Source organism: Ruegeria sp. BHSA118, assembly GCF_059613405.1.
On the sequence record NZ_JBXWSM010000048.1, the window covers coordinates 1 to 16433 of the forward strand.

The window sequence follows — 16433 nt, forward strand, 5'->3', positions numbered from 1 at the left end:
GTCGGGAACACGCCCTCCTCGTTGGACAAAGCGGTCAGATCGCTCGGTTGAACCACCAGCACGGCTGCCATCGGACCCTGGCCCATCGCATCGATTCCGTGGCAAGTCGCACAATGGTGCATATAAAGTTCCTGTCCGGTCTGTGCGTCCTGTGCCCAAGCGGCCTGCGAGGCAGCAACCGAAACCCCAAGAACCAGCACACTGATTGTTGCCTTGAACATCGTATCCTCCTGCCTGGATTGGCATTTGCAGGGTTGCCCGATGGCCGTCTTGGCGCAATGATCCAGATCAACGAAAAAGGTACAGAGGTTTCGGGCAATGACACAATACGCCGCCATCATGCTGGCCGCCGGATTTGGAATTCCGATCCTTGCGGCGCTCAACGCGGCGCTGGGGAAAGTCATCGGGTCGCCAACTGCGGCAGCCGTTGTGCTGTTTGCCATCGCCTTCGCCGCCTCGGCATTAGTCATGGCGCTGTTTCCCGGATTTGCGGCCTTGTCCAAGATTGCCCAGGCGCCGAAACACCTGTTGCTTGCAGGTGTCCTGATTGCTTTCTATGTCCTGTCCATCACCCATGTCGCACCACATTTTGGGGTGGGCAATGCCGTGTTCTTTGTGCTGCTCGGGCAATTGATCAGCGCTGCGGCCATCGACCATTTCGGCCTGTTCGGCGCACAGGTCGAACCGCTTACGCTCATGCGGATGGGCGGGATCGCCGTCATGGCCATTGGCGTCGCGATCACTCAACTGGCCTGAGCACCCCGCCCTCAAGCCGGACCATCCGGTCCATGCGCGCCGCCAGGTCAAGATTGTGCGTTGCTATCAACACCGACAACCCTTCGTCCCGCACCAGCTTCATCAGTGTATCAAAAACCTGATCCGAGGTTTCGGGGTCCAGATTACCCGTCGGTTCATCCGCCAACAAAACACGGGGCGCATTCGCCAAGGCCCGGCAAAACGCCACCCGCTGTTGTTCCCCACCAGAGAGCGCCGCGGGGCGATGGCCGGCGCGTGCGGCCACACCGACACGGTCCAGCAGGTCCAGCGCTCGGGCCTGTGCGGCCTTGTCCGGCACACCATTGGCCAGTTGCGGCAGAGTGATGTTTTCCAACGCCGTGAATTCCGGCAACAAGTGGTGGAATTGATATACGAACCCGACTTCCTGCCGACGCAGTGCTGTTCTGGTCCGGTCGCCCTTGCCCGATACGTTCTGCCCGCCGATTTCGACGCTTCCTTCGTCGGGCATGTCCAGCAGACCGGCGATATGCAGAAGCGTGGATTTACCTGCCCCAGAAGGCGCAACCATCGCTACGGCCTCACCCGCGCGCAGATCCAGATCAACTCCGCGCAGGACCTGCACCTCGCCCGGTTTGCCTTTCAGATAGGTCTTGGTCAGACCTTTCAGACGCAATGTGACATCATTCATAGCGCAACGCCTCGACCGGGTTCAGCCGCGCCGCGCGACGGGCAGGGAAATAGGTGACGACAAAGGACAGGCCAAGCGACAGGCCGATCGCCTTGAGCACGTCGCTCAGATGCAGCTCGGCGGGCAAGGCATAGATGCCCCGGATCGACGGATCCCAGACGCCGCCGCCCATCACGTAATTCACGAAGGAAAAGATCGGATCGATATAGATCGCAAAAAGGCATCCCAGGATGACCCCCATTGCCGTTCCGATCAGGCCGGTAAAAGCGCCGCAAATGAAAAACACACGCAGAACCGATCCTTCGCTCAGGCCGATGGTACGCAGGATGCCGATATCGCGCCCCTTGTTTTTGACCAGCATGATCAGGCCCGAGACGATATTCATCGCGGCGATCAGAACGAGGATCGAAAGGATGATGAACATCACGTTGTCTTCGACTTCCAATGCCCGCAGGAACCCACCGGATGCATCCTGCCAGGTCCAGACCTGGCTGCGCTCGCCCGAAGCTTCGAGAATCGAAATCAGGATCGGGCCCAGGTCTTCGGGGTCGTCCACCATCACCTCGATTTCATCGGCCACACCTTCGCGATTGAAGAAACCCTGCGCCTGCGAAAACGGCATGTAGACGCGCGTGCGGTCGATGTCATAGCGCCCGGCCGAGAACACATAGACAACGCGATAGGCATTCACGCGGGGCGACGTACCAAAGGCGGTTTTAACGCCGTTGGGTGAAGTCAACTTGACGACATCCCCGACCGTCGCCCCGATACTGCGCGCCACGCCTGAACCAATTGCGATGACATCTTCACCCGCCTGGAATTCAGACAAGTCCCCCACTGCCTGCTCTACCTGGGCAATACCCGGCAAATCGAACAGATCGTCGGGTCGGATTCCAAACACTTCAACCCCGCTGCTGTGGTCGCGGTTGGTGATCAGTACCTGCCCCTTCACCAAGGGAGCCGCGCGTTGAACACCGGGCACTTGCGCGACCCGGGCCGCGCGTTCCTCAAAGTCGGCGATCGTGCGATCCACCCGCCCCTGGGCATCGATTTCGCCTGACGAATAGACCGTCACATGCGCGTTGGCGCCCAGAATGGTGCCAACAAATTCCGAACGGAAGCCGGACCGGACCGCCAGTGTCGCGATCAGGGCAAACACTGCCAATGTGATCCCGATCAGAGAAATCCAGGTCATCACACTGACCCCTCCCTCGGCCCTGCGGGCCCGCAGATAACGCCATGCGATTTTCCATTCAAAAGGGGCAAAGGGCGGGGGTGTCTTGGCCATGCCTGCTCCGGGGTGTTCGTGTTCGCGGGGACAGTTTCGACATTTCACCCGATGGTCAAGCCGGTTGTCATTCCGAACCCGTTCCTCAGCCTGAACGAGCCGAATCAATCCGGTTGCCCAGCACTGTGGCTGGGCCAAAAGGATGACTTGGAAATCTGGTGCTACACCATGAGTTGTGAAGCGCATCACAGACAAACCGGTATTGTTTCATGTATGAAGTTAATCATCGCGCTTTGTGAGCTCCTGAATCGAAAAGGCAACAATGGGCGCGAAATTTTATTACTCTTTTTGATTATTTTCAGAAACTTTGTCACCCTGTATGTGGGGGAACACATTAAAGGAGCGGGGGTCGCTCAATGAATTTTCAAATTTCAACCAACGGTGCGGGGGTTATTCCGTCTCGGCAAGCATCAAAAGAACTGGATTGTGAAACAGCGGCGCTGCTGCGTGCGGCCATTCGGCCAATCTTTGCCAGCGCGGCAAGCTGGGGCAATCTGACGGATATTCTGAAAGACAAAGGGTATCGTCTGGTTTTCCGGCAAGGGCGTCTGTGTATCACGGATCGAACCACGGACGCGCGGGTTTGCGGATTGCGGTTCCTGGGTCTTGAGTTTCGCGACCTGGTCAACCGGCTGGGCCGTCCGATCGTGGTCGCGCGCGGCGAGGGCGCCAACGGAGACATCCTTGCAACGCGCCCGACGGCAGTCCAAGACTGACGCCTTAGCCAATCGGATTGGTCAAATCACATTTGGTGGCCAAAGCAATCGCATGGCCACCTTCGCGAGATGGATCGGTGCGCGTGACAGCAAGACCAGTCACCGGTGACGGTGCTCAGGCAATCTGCTGGTAGATTTCAGCAACTTTGGTAACGGCCGCCTCGGGGCTCAGCTCCTCGCTTTCGCCGGTCCGGCGGCAAGTCAGTTCAACGACACCATTCTTCAGGCCGCGCGGGCCGACCGTGATCCGCCAGGGCAGACCGATCAGATCCATTGTCGCAAATTTGCCCCCTGCCCGTTCATTGCGGTCATCATAAAGCGGCTCCAGCCCCAACGCTGTCAGAGCGTTGTAGATTTTGTCACAGGCCGCATCTGCTTCTTCATCGCCCTGCTTCAGGTTCACGATGCCGCAATGGAACGGGGTCACGCCCTCGGGCCAGATGATGCCTTTGTCGTCATGGCTGGCCTCGATGATCGCACCGACCAGACGGCTGACGCCGATCCCGTGGCTGCCCATATGCACCGGAACCGGTTTTCCATCCGGGCCCTGCACGGTCGCACCCAGCGGCTCGGAATACTTCGTGCCAAAGTAGAAGATTTGACCCACCTCGATGCCACGCGCCACGCGGCGGCGTTCTTCGGGTATCTGGTTGAACAGCGCTTCATCATGGGTTTCATCCGTGCGCGCGTATTTCGAGGTGAACTCTTCCAAGATCGCCTGACATTGTTCGCGGCTGTCATAGTCGATCTCACGATCACCAAAGGTCAGATCGGTGACGGCGCTGTCATAGAAGACCTCGGATTCACCAGTGTCAGCCAGCACTAGGAATTCATGGGTGTCATCGCCGCCGATGGGCCCGGAATCCGCGCGCATCGGGATCGCCTGAAGACCCATACGCTCGTAGGTGCGCAGATAGCTGACAAGGTGGCGGTTATAGGCGTGCAGCGCGTCTTCCTTAGTGAGGTCGAAGTTGTAGCCGTCCTTCATATAGAACTCGCGCCCCCGCATCACGCCGAAACGCGGGCGGATTTCATCGCGGAACTTCCACTGGATCTGATAGAGGGTCAGTGGCAGGTCTTTGTAGCTGTTCACGTGACCGCGGAAAATATCGGTCACCAGTTCTTCGGCCGTGGGCGTGAACAGCATGTCCCGGTCATGCCGGTCCTTCATCCGCAGCATTTCCTGCCCATAATCGTCATAGCGCCCGGATTCGCGCCACAAATCCGCCGATTGGATGATGGGCATCTGGATCGCGATGTGACCGGCCCGGGCCTGTTCTTCATGGACGATGTTTTCCAGCTTGCGCAGCACTTTGAAACCCAGCGGCAGCCAGGAATATATCCCCGCAGAAGCCTGCTTGATCATCCCGGCACGCAGCATCAGCCGGTGGCTAACGATCTGGGCCTCGGACGGGTTTTCCTTGAGAACGGGCAGAAAGTAACGGCTCAGGCGCATGGACGGACCTTCAAAGGTAAGAATTCGACTGGACAGGTGATTATGCCAAAGCCCCGCCGGGGGCAATCGCGCATTGGTGTTTTTCCGACCTCGCGGCAGTCGGTTTTTTGATTGACCCGCCAATCGGGAATCCCAATGGTAGCGGAAACGCAAATTCCATGAGGCGCCAATGCAGACCATTCAGGAACCCGCACGCCAAATCTCCGTCATTCATCAAACCGATGTTCTGGTCGTCGGTTCCGGCCCCGCCGGGTTGGCCGCAGCGCTTGCAGCGGCACGTGCGGGGGCCGAGGTATCTTTGATTGATCGGTTCGGCTGCATGGGCGGCAACATCACCGCCGTCGGCGTCGAAGGATTCGCCTGGTACCGGCACGAGCAAACCGTCGAGGCCGGCGGCATCGGGATGGAGTTCGAAACCCGCGCCAAAGAGATGGGCGCGGCGGTGCCCGAAAGCCAGTCGCTCAGTTATGAACTGGACAGCGAAGGGTTCAAGCTGGTGGCGGACAAGCTGGTCGAAGAGGCGGGCGTTCACCCAATGCTGCACCGGCAATTCGTCGCCCCCATCATGGAAGGGGACCGGATCACTGGCATCATCACCGAATCCAAGGCCGGGCGTGAGGCGATATTGGCCAAGGTCGTCATCGATGCCACCGGCGACGCGGACGTGGCCCATCGGGCGGGTGCACCGACGTACAAAACCGCTCGGGAGGACATGATGGCGGCCTCTGTCATGTTCCACTTGGCGGGTGTCGACAAACGAGCCTTTATGGAGGGTGTCAAGGCCGACCCGCAGACCTACAAGGACTGGGGCGGCGGCGGTGAGTGGAACATCGAAACCAGCGGGAAAGAGGACGACATGTTCTCACCCTTCGTGCACAAACCCTTCCAACAGGCCATCGATCAGGGGCTGATCCCGCCGCATCTGAATACCATTGCCGGCACCTGGGGCGCGATGCATGACACGGGCGAACTGACCTACATGAACCTCATCCATCTGGCCGGGATCGATGGGACCGACCCCGACAGCCTGACACGTGGCGAGATCGAAGGCCGCCGCCAGACCATGCTGGCCATCGAGGCGCTGCGCCGGTTCATGCCGGGATGCGAGAACGCGCGGCTTCGGAATTTCGGGATGACCATCGGTATCCGCGACACGCGCAAGATCGATGCGGTATACAACATGACCGAAAACGACGCCCGCCATCAGGGCCGGTTCGAAGACACGATCGGCATCTATCCCGAATTCATCGATGGCTATGGCATCCTGATCCTGCCGACCACGGGGCGGTACATGCAGGTCCCCTACCGCTCGATGCTGCCCAGGGGCGTCAAGGGCCTGCTGGTCGCGGGGCGGTCGCATGGCGCGGAGCGGGTGGCCCATGCCGCCACGCGCAATATGGCCTGCTGCGCCGTCATGGGTCAGGGCGCGGGCGTTGCGGCGGCCATGGCACTGAAAAGCAATCAGGGCCTGGATCAATTGAACCTGGCACCTGTTCACACGGAACTAGAGCGTCAGGGGGTCAGGATTCACTGATGGAAAGAATTCCGACCATAGACATCTCGCCGCTGACCGATCCCGGCAGCGCAGCCTATGCCGCAACGGTACAAGGCATAATTGAAGCCTGCACAGGAATCGGGTTTCTTTCCATCACCGGGACAGGTGTGTCCCAGCAGACAGTGGATCACGTCCGTCAGACCACACGAGAGATCTTTGCTATCAATGAAGCCCGCAAATGGGATCAGGCCATCACGCGCGAGAATTATCGCGGTTATATCCCGATGGGCTTTTTCACACCCAATGACGGATCCGGCAAAGCCGACAAATACGAGGGTTACAAGCTGCACCACGAGGTTGCCGCCACCGACCCCGTGCGCGCTGAGTGTGCCCTGTACGGCCCGAACCTGTGGCCCGCCGAAGTCCCCCGCGCCAGAAAGGTCATCCTGGATTATTGGCGTCAATTGGATCAGGTCGCTGATGTGTTGTTGCGCGCATTGGAATCCGGCCTGGGCTTGACCTCTGGCATTTTGCGCGACGCGTTCCGCAACCCGATGACCAATATGACATTGCTGCACTATCCCCCTCAGGCCGCGGATGAAGCAGGCTATGGTATCCATCCGCACAAGGACACGGACGCACTGACCATCATCGCGACCGATCCGGTGGGTGGGCTCGAGGTGCAGACCCGCAGCGGCAAGTGGATATCACCGGACTGTCCAGTCGGCGGTTTCGTGGTGAATATCGGTGACATGCTGGAACTGTGGTCAGGCGGGCGGCTGAAATCCACGCCTCACCGGGTGGTCAACCGGTCGGGCAAGGAACGGTATTCTTTCCCTTATTTCGCCGTACCCCGCCATGACGTCATTGTTGAACCGTTGTTGCCCGCCCTGCCCGGTTTCGACCGCCCGGCGGTTCATTGCGGCCACTGGTCGGCAGAAATCTGGCGCACCAACTGGCCCGATGAAACCGCAGACGAAGACACCCCGGAACTGGGGACATTGCACGATTGAAACCGGCAAAGCCCCTGCCAATGAAGCGCTTGCATCATGGGCTTTGATGCGCCAAGAACGCCTGCAAGGGCCTGAACAAGGGGATCACCATGGCTTTGCCGGTAAAGGATCAGCTGAGATACTGGGGCGTCGCCGCAGCGGTTTTTGTTTTGATCCTCTGGGCTTTGGGGGATGTCCTGCTGCCTTTCGTCATAGGCGGAGCAATTGCGTATTTCCTTGATCCCGTTGCGGATCGGCTGGAGCGGTTGGGCCTGTCGCGCATCGCAGCCACAGCCATCATCACCGTCATCGGGATTTTGGGGTTTATGTTGGCGATCCTGATGGTTGTACCCGCCCTGATTACCCAGTTGCTGGATCTGATCGACGTTCTGCCCGATCTGTTCAAACAATTGCGCGGGTTCATTGAAAAACAGTTTCCGTCGCTGCTGGACCGGGAATCAAACACTCATCAGATGCTGGTGTCCTTCGGCGACATGCTGAAATCCAAGACCGGGGATGTTCTGCAAACGGTTCTTGCCTCACTCGGGTCTGCGATAAACATTGTTGTCCTTCTGGTAATCGTGCCCGTCGTGGCCGTTTACCTGCTGCTGGACTGGGATCGCATGGTCGCTCGCATCGGAGAGCTCTTGCCGCGTGACCATGCCCCCACCATCAGGCGGCTGGCCGGTGAGATTGACGCCGTGCTGGCCTCTTTCGTGCGCGGGATGGGAACGGTCTGCCTGATCCTTGGAACCTACTATGCCGTCGCGCTGATGCTTGCCGGTCTGCAATTCGGCCTGATCGTGGGGTTCATCGCGGGACTGGTCACTTTCATCCCCTATCTGGGCGCCCTGATCGGAGGCTCATTGGCCATCGGGCTGGCGCTGTTTCAGTTTTGGGGTGATTGGGCTCATGTCGGGCTGATCGCGGGGATCTTTGCCATCGGGCAGGTCACCGAGGGGAACTTCCTGACACCCAAGCTGGTGGGAAGCTCTGTCGGGCTGCACCCGGTCTGGCTGTTGCTGGCGCTGTCGGTCTTTGGGGCTTTGTTCGGCTTTGTCGGCATGCTGATCGCCGTACCCGTGGCCGCAGCGTTGGGCGTGCTGGCCCGATTTGCCACATCGCTGTACCTGGACAGCCGACTTTATACCGGTCTTGAAGGTCAGGATCAGGAAACCGAGTAAATGGCCCGACAACTCAGCTTTGATCTGCCCGCCAAAACTGCGCTCGGGCGAGAGGATTTTTTTGTGTCGCCTGCCAATGCTTTGGCCGTGGCGATGATCTCGGCCACATCCTGGCCGGGAAACAAGCTTGTTCTGACCGGTCCAGCTGGCGCTGGCAAAACCCATCTGGCGCATGTCTGGGCTGCGGAAACCGGCGGGCGCATCATTCAGGCTGCTGATTTGCGGTATGACGACGTGCCGGATCTAGCACGCAGGCCGATTGCGGTTGAAGACGTGCCCATGATCGCCGACGATGCCGACCAGCAGAAAACGCTGTTTCACCTGCACAATCTGGTTCTGGCCGAAGGGAACGCCCTGCTGATGACAGGTCGGCTGGCCCCGAAGTTCTGGGAATTGCCACTGGCCGACCTGCAAAGCCGGGTCGAAGGTGCGCATCACGTCGCACTTGACCCGCCCGACGACGCATTGCTGGGCGCGGTTCTGGCCAAACTGTTCGTAGACCGGCAGCTCAATCCCGGCCCCGAGGTGATTGCCTATCTGGTCAAACACATGGATCGTCGATTTGAAACTGCGGCCGACGTGGTGGCGCAGCTGGATCAATTGGCCCTCATGGAAAAGCGCGACATCACACGCGCGCTGGCCATTCGCGTACTGAACACGGCCCCGGATGAGGTCGAGACCAATGATTGACCCGCTGACGTCAATTTCGCATCCTCAAACAGAACAATCTGGAAGGCACATGGATCAGACCGTCGAAACCGATATCCCGGATTGGGGAACAATCGGAAAGCCTCTGTTTGACAAACCGGACGCACGGGCGCTGTCGCGCGTCGGGGTTGTCGATGTCGGGTCGAACTCGGTCCGGATGGTCATTTTCGACGGGGCGGCCCGATCACCGGCCTATTTCTACAATGAAAAGGTCATGTGCGAACTGGGGGCGGGCCTGTCCGAAACCGGACGGCTGAACCCGCGTGGCCGCGAACGTGCCCTGGCGGCATTGCGGCGCTTCCAGCACCTGGCAATGGATCTGGATTTGCCCGGTTTGCATGTTGTGGCCACCGCTGCTGTGCGCGAAGCCTCGGATGGGCCCGAATTCTGCGATCAGGTGCAGGCTGAAACCGGTTTGCAGGTGGCCATCATTGACGGAGACGAAGAAGCCCGCCTGTCGGCGCAGGGTGTCCTGTTGGGATGGCCCGGAGCCTATGGGCTGATCTGCGATATCGGCGGGTCGTCGATGGAATTGGCCGAAATCGGCGGTGGTCAGGTCGGCCGCCGCGTAACCTCGCCGCTTGGGCCGCTGAAACTGCGTGACATCAAAGGCGGGCGGCGCGCGCGAAAAGCGCATATCAAGGAAACGATGGAGGATCTGCGCAATCAGATGGGCCAGCAGCGGGATCGTTTGTTTCTGGTCGGCGGCAGCTGGCGCGCCTTTGCGCGGCTGGACATGCTGCGGCGGGGCTATCCGCTGAACGTGCTGCATGAATACCGCATGACCACCAAGCAGGTGCGCGAGACGATCAAATACATCGAAAAACACGATAGTGAAAAGTTGCGTGCTCAGGCGGGCGTGTCCAGCTCGCGCATGGCGCTTATCCCTTACGCGATGGATGTTCTGGCACGGCTGATCCGTACGTTCAAACCCAAAGATATCGCCATCTCAAGCTATGGTATCCGCGAGGGGTTGCTGTATGAGCAGATGCCGCAGGAAGTGCGCGACCGCGACCCGCTTATCGAAGCCAGCCGATTCTCGGAAGCCAAGGACGCGCGCCTGCCCGGATTTGGCAGCAATCTCTATGATTTTGTCATCCCGCTGTTCAGATCCGCACCGCCCAGCAGGGTGCGCCTGATCAAGGCGGCCTGCCTGCTGCACGATGTAAGCTGGCGCGCACATCCCGATTATCGGGCCGAGGTGTGTTTCGACAACGTCACGCGCGCCAATCTGGGTGGCCTGAAGCACTCCGAGCGTGTTTTCATCGGATTGGCACTGCAACACCGCTATCGCAACAAACGGGAAGGCAACCGGTTCTCTCGGCTTTACGAATTGCTGGATGAAAAAAGCCAGAAACAGGCCGAGATTCTGGGCAAGGCCATGCGCTTTGGCGCGATGCTGTGGATGCACAACGACGCCAATATGGGGCGCCTGAAATTCTATCCCAAAAAGCGACAGTTGGAGCTGTACCTGCCCGAAGCAGCAGCCCCCCTGTTCAGCGAAGTTGCCGAAGCGCGCCTGAATTCACTGGCGAACGCCCTGAAATCCGATACGCGCGTGATCATCAAGGGCTGACCATCGATCCGATCAGATATCAGTTGCCCCTTCGGGCAATTCTTCACCTTCATTTTCAGGCTCCGGCGGATCCTCGGCCTGTTTCCTGCGGATGATGATATCGCCATTGGGCAAGATCTCGGGCGCCTCATAAGCGCTCCAATCCTTGATCTCGGCCCCCAGTTCGGCCAGTGCGGGGCCCATTTCCCGCAAGAACGACTGCATTGCCGGGCCAAACTCATCCGCAAGGCCCAGCAACTCATCCAGCGCCGGTTCCATTTCCTTGCGCAGACCTTCGAAAAACAGCTCGGCCCCCTGCTCCATCAGGGATTTGCTGTTGTCTTCCTGCGAAAGGGCGGGCGCAGCGATGCCGGCCGTGATCATGCTGATCAGCAAAACGTGTTTCATACCTGATATATAGCGCCCCTGTCGCAGGCGTGAAAGGTCACAGGTCGATGTCCAGTGTGACCGGGAAATGATCCGACGCCGTCAGCAACGCCTGTCGCAGGTCCGGTGCGGACCAACAGGCCGCGTCGCGAAACGGATGCCAAATGCGCCAGGCCGGACGGTATGCACGCAGATCCTGGGTTATCATTATGTAATCCAGAAGAGCCTCCAGAAACCTGCCTTCTTCCGGGCGGGCAAAGCGCGCCGTGGAGGGTATCGATCCGGGCCGAAAACCATGCGCCGTCACCGCATGCGGGTCGAACAACCCAACCTCCAGCAAGATCTCGACCGAAGAGCGGCCGAACAGATGCTCGAACTCATCCAGCCCGGGGCCGTCGTTCAGGTCTCCCAGTAGAATGACAGGTTCTTGGCCGGCAACGTGCATCTCGACCCGCCGGGCCAGCCAGACCGCCTGCGCCAGTTGCTTGCGGCGGTTGGCAATCGCGATCCGGATCGCCTCATCCCGCGACCCAGCCCCATGCGGAGCCTTGGATTTTAAATGAGCTCCGATCAGCCGAACGTAGTGGCCCGATTGCGTCTTCACCGCCAGTTCCATCGGTGGTTTGGAAAACCGCACTACGTCCTCGGTCGCATCAATATCCAGATCGATTCTGAACGCGCCATCGAACGGGGGGGCCAACGGGTCGTCGATGTCACCCTTGGGATCATGGCGCACGGTCAGAATGGTCCTGTCGTATAGCAGCGCCAGCTCTTGATGGGTGTCGTTGGCAAACCCCATCACCGCGTCAGAGATGCGCAGATCGAACGCCTCGGCAAAGGTTTGCAGGGCCCGCACCGTGTTCTGGCGCTTACCGGTGTTCGGAGCCTCGACAATCAAAACCGCATCCGCGTCAATCGCAGTCAGCACTTTTGCGATCGCCTCGACCTGCTGCGCCTTGGTAACATCATGTCGACCGGACCAGGTGTCATCGACAATCAGATTGTCGTTTTGATCAAAAAGATTGGCAAACCATTCGATGTTATAGGTCGCCAGCCGCATCCTGTCAGGCCCGCGCGCCGTTGATCTCATCCCAGGCGCGGTTGATGTCGATCATCTTTTTCTCGGCCAGTCTGATCGCCTCTTCCGGGACACCCCGCGCCATCATGGCGTCCGGGTGCGTTTCGCGGACCAGTTTTCGCCAGACTTTGCGGATATCGGGCAGCGGCATGTCATGTGGAACGCCCAGAACCGTGTAAGGGTCGTTTGGCGCATCCGGGACAAAACGTGCCCGTAGTGCTTTGAACTGAGCGTCGGTTTGCCCGAAGATCTGGCTGACATCTTCGAGAAAAGCGTTTTCGTTCGGATGATAGAACCCATCGGCCATGGCGATGTGAAACAGCCCCTCCATCAGGTCACACAGGGTTGTGCTGTCTTCGGCAAACATGCGTGCGATTTTGCGGGCGTAGTCCTGATATCCCGCCACGTCCGTACGGGCCATGTTGAAGACGCGGGCTGCACCTTCCTCGTCTTGGCGCGCGATCTGGAACACATCGCGGAAGGCGGTGACTTCATCTCGTGTTACCTGACCGTCTGCCTTGGCCATTTTTGCGCCCAGGGCAATCACTGCAATCGTGAAAGCCACCGATCGTTCCGGAGGTGTTCGCAGCTTTTCAAAAACTGCGGTCAGGCTTTCGCCTTGCGCCAGCGCGCTGAGCGCATCTGATATTCGGGTCCAGATCGACATGGGCGTACACTAGCGTCACATTTCGGGACTGTCAGGTGCGACAGATCATTCAGGTAAAAGAATTTTCTGCATCAGCACAAGATCCAGCCATTGACCCCATTTGAACCCTACTTCGGGCATGCGACCAACCTGCGAAAAGCCCAGCGCCGCGTGAAACGCCACGGCGCCCGGATTGGCCGAGGAAATGCCTGCGACCAGCACATGCACCCCGTCGGTTCCTGCGGCCGCCTCAAGCGCTTGCATCAAAGCACGCCCAACGCCTTTTCCGCGCGCATCCGGTGACAACTGGATCGAGTGTTCGCGCGTTTGCGCGTAACCGGGCCCCGCACGAAACGGGGCATAGGTGGCAAAACCAACAACTTGCCCATCATGTTCGGCAACCAGAAATCCGGTGCCCCGCGCCGTGATATCCTCGGTGATTTGCGTCGTGCTGCGCTCATCGGTCGTGAACGTGATCAAGGACTCACGAATGATCGCATTGGTGATCCTGGCGATTGCGGGCGCATCCGCCGCCATGGCCGGGCGAATGTTCATTCCAGCACCCGAAGCCCATGAGGTGTCTCGATCTCTGCCTGCAAAGCTGCGGGGCCGGAATCGAATACCACATGATCCAACTCACCCAGTTGACGGGCCAGTGCCAGGGCATCGGGGTGATAGACAACCAGACGCCGCAACCGGCACGCGCTGTTCTGCAACATGTTTGCCGGGTGCAGGTCGCCTTGCCATTCGATAAGGGCGGGAAACAGATTGTCGAACGGCAAACGCCCCGTTGGCGGAACCGCCATGCGCCATTGCAACGCGCCGCGGGTCAGGTCGATGGGCTCTCCGGTGCCATCGGGGAAGATCGACAGTGTGGCCTCGATATCCTCGACCCGGCATATCCAGTTCGTCAAACGCGGGCCGCCCTGAAAATTGTCCAGATCGAACCATCGCGGCCTGCCCGGAGGTTGCGCCTGCGGATCGATGGCAATCGCTTCCAGATAGAGCCCATCCCTGAGCCCCAGCAACCTGTTATGTGTCCCGAATTTTTCGTGTTTCCCACCGGGTTGCAGCGCAACACCAAGCGCCTGTTCGATATGCGCAGACGCTTCTTCAAGCGTTTCGCCCGCGACGGCCAGATGATCAAGAAACATGCGCACCCTCCTGTGAAAAACGATCGGACCCAAAGGGATCCGGTCGCATGTTTTCGCCATTGGCGCGGGATCACAAGAGCTTTCGTTGAAAGTCTTGCCTTGTGTCAGGGCCGCGCTTCGCGGATCAGGCGCAGAATGTCCTGAGCGGCCTCGGGAATGTTAGTGCCCGGACCAAAGATGGCTTTAACCCCATGGTCATACAGGAACTGGTAATCCTGCTGCGGGATCACCCCGCCGCAGATCACGATGATGTCCTCGGCCCCGGCCTTTTTCAGCTCTTCCACCAGTTGCGGGGCCAATGTCTTGTGCCCTGCCGCCTGCGAGGAAATGCCGACCACATGCACGTCATTGTCCACCGCGTCCTGCGCAGCCTCGGCCGGGGTCTGGAACAAGGGGCCAACGTCCACGTCAAATCCGATATCGGCAAAGGCAGTTGCAATGACCTTTGCCCCACGGTCATGACCGTCCTGCCCCATCTTGACCACCAGCAGACGGGGGCGGCGGCCTTCGGCCTCGGCGAATTCCTCGATGGATTTCTGGATCGCGGCAAAGCCTTCGTCGCCCTCATAGGCAGCGCCGTAAACACCGGCCAGGGTTTTCACTTCGGCGCGGTGGCGGCCGAACTCTTTTTCCATTGCCATGCTGATCTCTCCTACGGATGCGCGGGCACGGGCGGCCTCGACGGCGGCGGCCAGCAGGTTTCCGCCCTCTTGGGCAGCCTTGGTCAAAGCGTCCAGTGCCTGTTGGCAAGCAGCCTCGTCACGGGTCGCACGGATGCGTTCCAAACGCGCAACCTGCGCTTCGCGAACGGCCACGTTGTCGACGTCCAGAATGTCGATCGGGTCTTCCTGTTCCTTGCGATACTTGTTGACACCGACGATCACCTCTTCGCCCCGGTCGATCATCGCCTGGCGGCGGGCCGCGCTTTCTTCGATGCGCAGCTTGGGCATGCCGCTGGCTACGGCCTTGGTCATGCCGCCCATTTCCTCGACCTCTTCCATCAGGGCCCAGGCTTTCTCGATCAGCTCATTGGTCAGGCTTTCGATGTAGTAGGAGCCCGCCAGCGGGTCGACCACATCGGTCACTCCGGTTTCCTCTTGCAGCACCAGCTGCGTGTTCCGCGCGATGCGGGCCGAGAAATCGGTGGGCAGCGCAATCGCCTCGTCCAGAGCGTTTGTGTGCAGCGACTGGGTGCCGCCCAGAACCGCGCTCATCGCCTCATAGGCGGTGCGGATGACATTGTTGTAAGGGTCCTGTTCCTGAAGCGATACACCTGACGTCTGGCAATGGGTGCGCAGCATTTTTGACCGTTCGGATTTCGCGCCGAACTCGGTCATGACCCGGTGCCACAGCGTGCGCGCGGCACGCAGTTTGGCGATCTCCATGAAAAAGTTCATGCCGATGGCAAAGAAGAACGACAGCCGGCCTGCAAACTTGTCCACGTCCATCCCGGCCTGTGTCGCTGCACGGACATATTCGCGCCCGTCAGCCAGCGTATAGGCCAGTTCCTGCACCAGGTTCGCGCCGGCCTCTTGCATGTGATAGCCCGAGATCGAGATCGAGTTGAATTTGGGCATCTCGTTCGAGGTGTAGTCGATGATGTCCGAGATGATCCGCATCGAAGGTTCGGGCGGATAGATATAGGTGTTGCGCACCATGAACTCTTTCAGAATGTCATTCTGAATGGTGCCGGACAGAACGGATTTGTCGTGCCCCTGCTCTTCGCCTGCAACGATGAAACTTGCCAAAATCGGAACAACCGCGCCGTTCATGGTCATCGAGACCGAGACCTTGTCCAACGGAATGCCGTCGAACAGGATTTTCATGTCCTCGACACTGTCGATGGCCACACCGGCCTTGCCCACGTCACCAACGACACGCGGGTGGTCGCTGTCATAGCCGCGGTGGGTGGCCAGATCGAAGGCGACCGAAACACCCTGCTGGCCCGCCGCCAGGTTGCGGCGATAGAAGGCATTGGATTCCTCGGCGGTCGAAAAGCCCGCATACTGTCGAATCGTCCACGGACGGCCCGCATACATCGTGGCCTTCACGCCGCGGGTAAACGGACCAAAGCCGGGCAGCGAACCCATATGCGGCAGATCGGCGGTGTCTTCCTGCGTATAGAGCGGTTTGACCGCGATGCCTTCCAGCGTCTCTTTGGTCAGGTCGTCCAGCGGACGTCCGCGCAGCTCTTTCTCGGCCAGCGCTTTCCAATCCTTGGTGTCGGTCATTTCGGTTTCCTCTTGTCAATTCGGATGGCGGCAGTCGAAAGCTTCCGCATTGAGGTCTTGCGCCTGGCCGTTTCATTCAGCCGCAAGCGCGACATTTTGAGTGTTTGGTACAAATCG

General features: G+C 59.4%; 18 protein-coding genes. 8 read left to right on the top strand and 10 right to left on the bottom strand.

Annotation, left to right across the window (positions count from 1 at the left end):
- The coding region (locus AC2FNN_RS14600) for a c-type cytochrome (RefSeq protein ID WP_496759260.1) at nucleotides 1–221 on the bottom strand (221 nt) is incomplete at its 3' end.
- Between the two features lie 97 nt (nucleotides 222–318).
- On the opposite strand from AC2FNN_RS14600, the gene AC2FNN_RS14605 reads away from it, so the two are divergent.
- A complete protein-coding gene (locus AC2FNN_RS14605; RefSeq protein WP_496759261.1) occupies nucleotides 319–756 on the top strand; it encodes a DMT family transporter in 438 nt (145 codons plus the stop codon).
- On the opposite strand, the gene AC2FNN_RS14610 is transcribed toward AC2FNN_RS14605, so the two are convergent.
- Together AC2FNN_RS14610 and AC2FNN_RS14615 are read right to left on the bottom strand one after the other, a co-directional pair.
- The gene (locus AC2FNN_RS14610) at nucleotides 740–1426 is read right to left on the bottom strand and encodes an ABC transporter ATP-binding protein (protein WP_496759262.1); all 687 of its coding nucleotides are present in this window, start codon (nucleotides 1424–1426) and stop codon (nucleotides 740–742) included. The two genes, AC2FNN_RS14605 and AC2FNN_RS14610, sit on opposite strands and share 17 nt — an antisense overlap.
- A complete protein-coding gene (locus tag AC2FNN_RS14615; protein ID WP_496759263.1) occupies nucleotides 1419–2714 on the bottom strand; it encodes a lipoprotein-releasing ABC transporter permease subunit in 1296 nt (431 codons plus the stop codon). The genes AC2FNN_RS14610 and AC2FNN_RS14615 overlap by 8 nt, the downstream gene beginning before the upstream one ends.
- An 18-nt stretch (nucleotides 2715–2732) precedes the next feature.
- Here AC2FNN_RS14615 and AC2FNN_RS14620 point away from each other — a divergent pair, with 18 nt between their 5' ends.
- Nucleotides 2733–3074 carry a hypothetical protein gene (locus tag AC2FNN_RS14620; RefSeq protein WP_496759264.1) on the top strand — a complete coding sequence of 114 codons (342 nt, stop codon included), beginning with the start codon at nucleotides 2733–2735 and terminating at the stop codon, nucleotides 3072–3074.
- Entirely contained in the window at nucleotides 3071–3430 is a 360-nt protein-coding gene (locus AC2FNN_RS14625) for a hypothetical protein (protein ID WP_496759265.1), read from the top strand. The genes AC2FNN_RS14620 and AC2FNN_RS14625 overlap by 4 nt, the downstream gene beginning before the upstream one ends.
- A gap of 115 nt (nucleotides 3431–3545) precedes the next feature.
- Here AC2FNN_RS14625 and proS read toward each other — a convergent pair whose 3' ends face one another.
- Nucleotides 3546–4886 carry a proline--tRNA ligase gene (gene proS / locus AC2FNN_RS14630; RefSeq protein WP_152458706.1) on the bottom strand — a complete coding sequence of 447 codons (1341 nt, stop codon included), beginning with the start codon at nucleotides 4884–4886 and terminating at the stop codon, nucleotides 3546–3548.
- Between the two features lie 169 nt (nucleotides 4887–5055).
- On the opposite strand from proS, the gene AC2FNN_RS14635 reads away from it, so the two are divergent.
- The 5 genes from AC2FNN_RS14635 to AC2FNN_RS14655 all read left to right on the top strand — a co-directional run bounded on the left by AC2FNN_RS14635 (nucleotide 5056) and on the right by AC2FNN_RS14655 (nucleotide 10841).
- The gene (locus AC2FNN_RS14635; RefSeq protein ID WP_496759266.1) at nucleotides 5056–6420 is read left to right on the top strand and encodes an FAD-dependent oxidoreductase; all 1365 of its coding nucleotides are present in this window, start codon (nucleotides 5056–5058) and stop codon (nucleotides 6418–6420) included.
- The gene (locus AC2FNN_RS14640) at nucleotides 6420–7394 is read left to right on the top strand and encodes an isopenicillin N synthase family dioxygenase (protein WP_496759267.1); all 975 of its coding nucleotides are present in this window, start codon (nucleotides 6420–6422) and stop codon (nucleotides 7392–7394) included. The genes AC2FNN_RS14635 and AC2FNN_RS14640 overlap by 1 nt, the downstream gene beginning before the upstream one ends.
- Nucleotides 7395–7483: 89 nt before the next feature.
- Nucleotides 7484–8557 (top strand): AI-2E family transporter, encoded by a 1074-nt coding sequence (locus tag AC2FNN_RS14645; RefSeq protein ID WP_496759268.1) that lies wholly within the window; start codon nucleotides 7484–7486, stop codon nucleotides 8555–8557.
- Nucleotides 8558–9247 carry a P-loop NTPase family protein gene (locus tag AC2FNN_RS14650; protein WP_496759269.1) on the top strand — a complete coding sequence of 230 codons (690 nt, stop codon included), beginning with the start codon at nucleotides 8558–8560 and terminating at the stop codon, nucleotides 9245–9247.
- A 49-nt stretch (nucleotides 9248–9296) separates the two neighbouring features.
- The gene (locus tag AC2FNN_RS14655) at nucleotides 9297–10841 is read left to right on the top strand and encodes a Ppx/GppA family phosphatase (protein WP_496759270.1); all 1545 of its coding nucleotides are present in this window, start codon (nucleotides 9297–9299) and stop codon (nucleotides 10839–10841) included.
- A gap of 12 nt (nucleotides 10842–10853) precedes the next feature.
- Here AC2FNN_RS14655 and AC2FNN_RS14660 read toward each other — a convergent pair whose 3' ends face one another.
- From AC2FNN_RS14660 to scpA, 6 genes are all read right to left on the bottom strand, one after another.
- Nucleotides 10854–11228 carry a hypothetical protein gene (locus AC2FNN_RS14660; RefSeq protein ID WP_152458712.1) on the bottom strand — a complete coding sequence of 125 codons (375 nt, stop codon included), beginning with the start codon at nucleotides 11226–11228 and terminating at the stop codon, nucleotides 10854–10856.
- A 37-nt stretch (nucleotides 11229–11265) separates the two neighbouring features.
- Nucleotides 11266–12267 (bottom strand): endonuclease/exonuclease/phosphatase family protein, encoded by a 1002-nt coding sequence (locus tag AC2FNN_RS14665; protein WP_496759289.1) that lies wholly within the window; start codon nucleotides 12265–12267, stop codon nucleotides 11266–11268.
- A 4-nt stretch (nucleotides 12268–12271) separates the two neighbouring features.
- On the bottom strand, nucleotides 12272–12952 hold the full coding sequence (locus tag AC2FNN_RS14670; protein ID WP_496759271.1) for a TerB family tellurite resistance protein: 681 nt from the start codon (nucleotides 12950–12952) through the stop codon (nucleotides 12272–12274).
- 45 nt (nucleotides 12953–12997) lie between these two features.
- Nucleotides 12998–13486, bottom strand: a complete 489-nt coding sequence (locus tag AC2FNN_RS14675) for a GNAT family N-acetyltransferase (RefSeq protein ID WP_496759272.1) — start codon at nucleotides 13484–13486, stop codon at nucleotides 12998–13000.
- Nucleotides 13483–14085 carry a VOC family protein gene (locus AC2FNN_RS14680; RefSeq protein WP_496759273.1) on the bottom strand — a complete coding sequence of 201 codons (603 nt, stop codon included), beginning with the start codon at nucleotides 14083–14085 and terminating at the stop codon, nucleotides 13483–13485. Before AC2FNN_RS14680 ends, AC2FNN_RS14675 begins: the two co-directional genes overlap by 4 nt.
- 104 nt (nucleotides 14086–14189) lie before the next feature.
- Entirely contained in the window at nucleotides 14190–16316 is a 2127-nt protein-coding gene (scpA, locus tag AC2FNN_RS14685; RefSeq protein ID WP_496759274.1) for a methylmalonyl-CoA mutase, read from the bottom strand.
- Between the last annotated feature and the right edge of the window lie 117 nt (nucleotides 16317–16433).

What these genes read in the sequence shown, in the direction of transcription:
- AC2FNN_RS14640 (WP_496759267.1), top strand. Translation starts at nt 6,420, where the DNA reads ATGGAAAGAATTCCGACCATAGACATCTCGCCGCTGACCGATCCCGGC.
- AC2FNN_RS14665 (WP_496759289.1), bottom strand. Translation starts at nt 12,267, where the DNA reads ATGCGGCTGGCGACCTATAACATCGAATGGTTTGCCAATCTTTTTGAT.
- AC2FNN_RS14625 (WP_496759265.1), top strand. Translation starts at nt 3,071, where the DNA reads ATGAATTTTCAAATTTCAACCAACGGTGCGGGGGTTATTCCGTCTCGG.
- AC2FNN_RS14670 (WP_496759271.1), bottom strand. Translation starts at nt 12,952, where the DNA reads ATGTCGATCTGGACCCGAATATCAGATGCGCTCAGCGCGCTGGCGCAA.
- AC2FNN_RS14655 (WP_496759270.1), top strand. Translation starts at nt 9,297, where the DNA reads ATGGATCAGACCGTCGAAACCGATATCCCGGATTGGGGAACAATCGGA.
- AC2FNN_RS14660 (WP_152458712.1), bottom strand. Translation starts at nt 11,228, where the DNA reads ATGAAACACGTTTTGCTGATCAGCATGATCACGGCCGGCATCGCTGCG.
- proS (WP_152458706.1), bottom strand. Translation starts at nt 4,886, where the DNA reads ATGCGCCTGAGCCGTTACTTTCTGCCCGTTCTCAAGGAAAACCCGTCC.
- AC2FNN_RS14650 (WP_496759269.1), top strand. Translation starts at nt 8,558, where the DNA reads ATGGCCCGACAACTCAGCTTTGATCTGCCCGCCAAAACTGCGCTCGGG.
- AC2FNN_RS14635 (WP_496759266.1), top strand. Translation starts at nt 5,056, where the DNA reads ATGCAGACCATTCAGGAACCCGCACGCCAAATCTCCGTCATTCATCAA.
- AC2FNN_RS14675 (WP_496759272.1), bottom strand. Translation starts at nt 13,486, where the DNA reads ATGAACATTCGCCCGGCCATGGCGGCGGATGCGCCCGCAATCGCCAGG.
- AC2FNN_RS14645 (WP_496759268.1), top strand. Translation starts at nt 7,484, where the DNA reads ATGGCTTTGCCGGTAAAGGATCAGCTGAGATACTGGGGCGTCGCCGCA.
- AC2FNN_RS14615 (WP_496759263.1), bottom strand. Translation starts at nt 2,714, where the DNA reads ATGGCCAAGACACCCCCGCCCTTTGCCCCTTTTGAATGGAAAATCGCA.
- AC2FNN_RS14605 (WP_496759261.1), top strand. Translation starts at nt 319, where the DNA reads ATGACACAATACGCCGCCATCATGCTGGCCGCCGGATTTGGAATTCCG.
- scpA (WP_496759274.1), bottom strand. Translation starts at nt 16,316, where the DNA reads ATGACCGACACCAAGGATTGGAAAGCGCTGGCCGAGAAAGAGCTGCGC.
- AC2FNN_RS14680 (WP_496759273.1), bottom strand. Translation starts at nt 14,085, where the DNA reads ATGTTTCTTGATCATCTGGCCGTCGCGGGCGAAACGCTTGAAGAAGCG.
- AC2FNN_RS14610 (WP_496759262.1), bottom strand. Translation starts at nt 1,426, where the DNA reads ATGAATGATGTCACATTGCGTCTGAAAGGTCTGACCAAGACCTATCTG.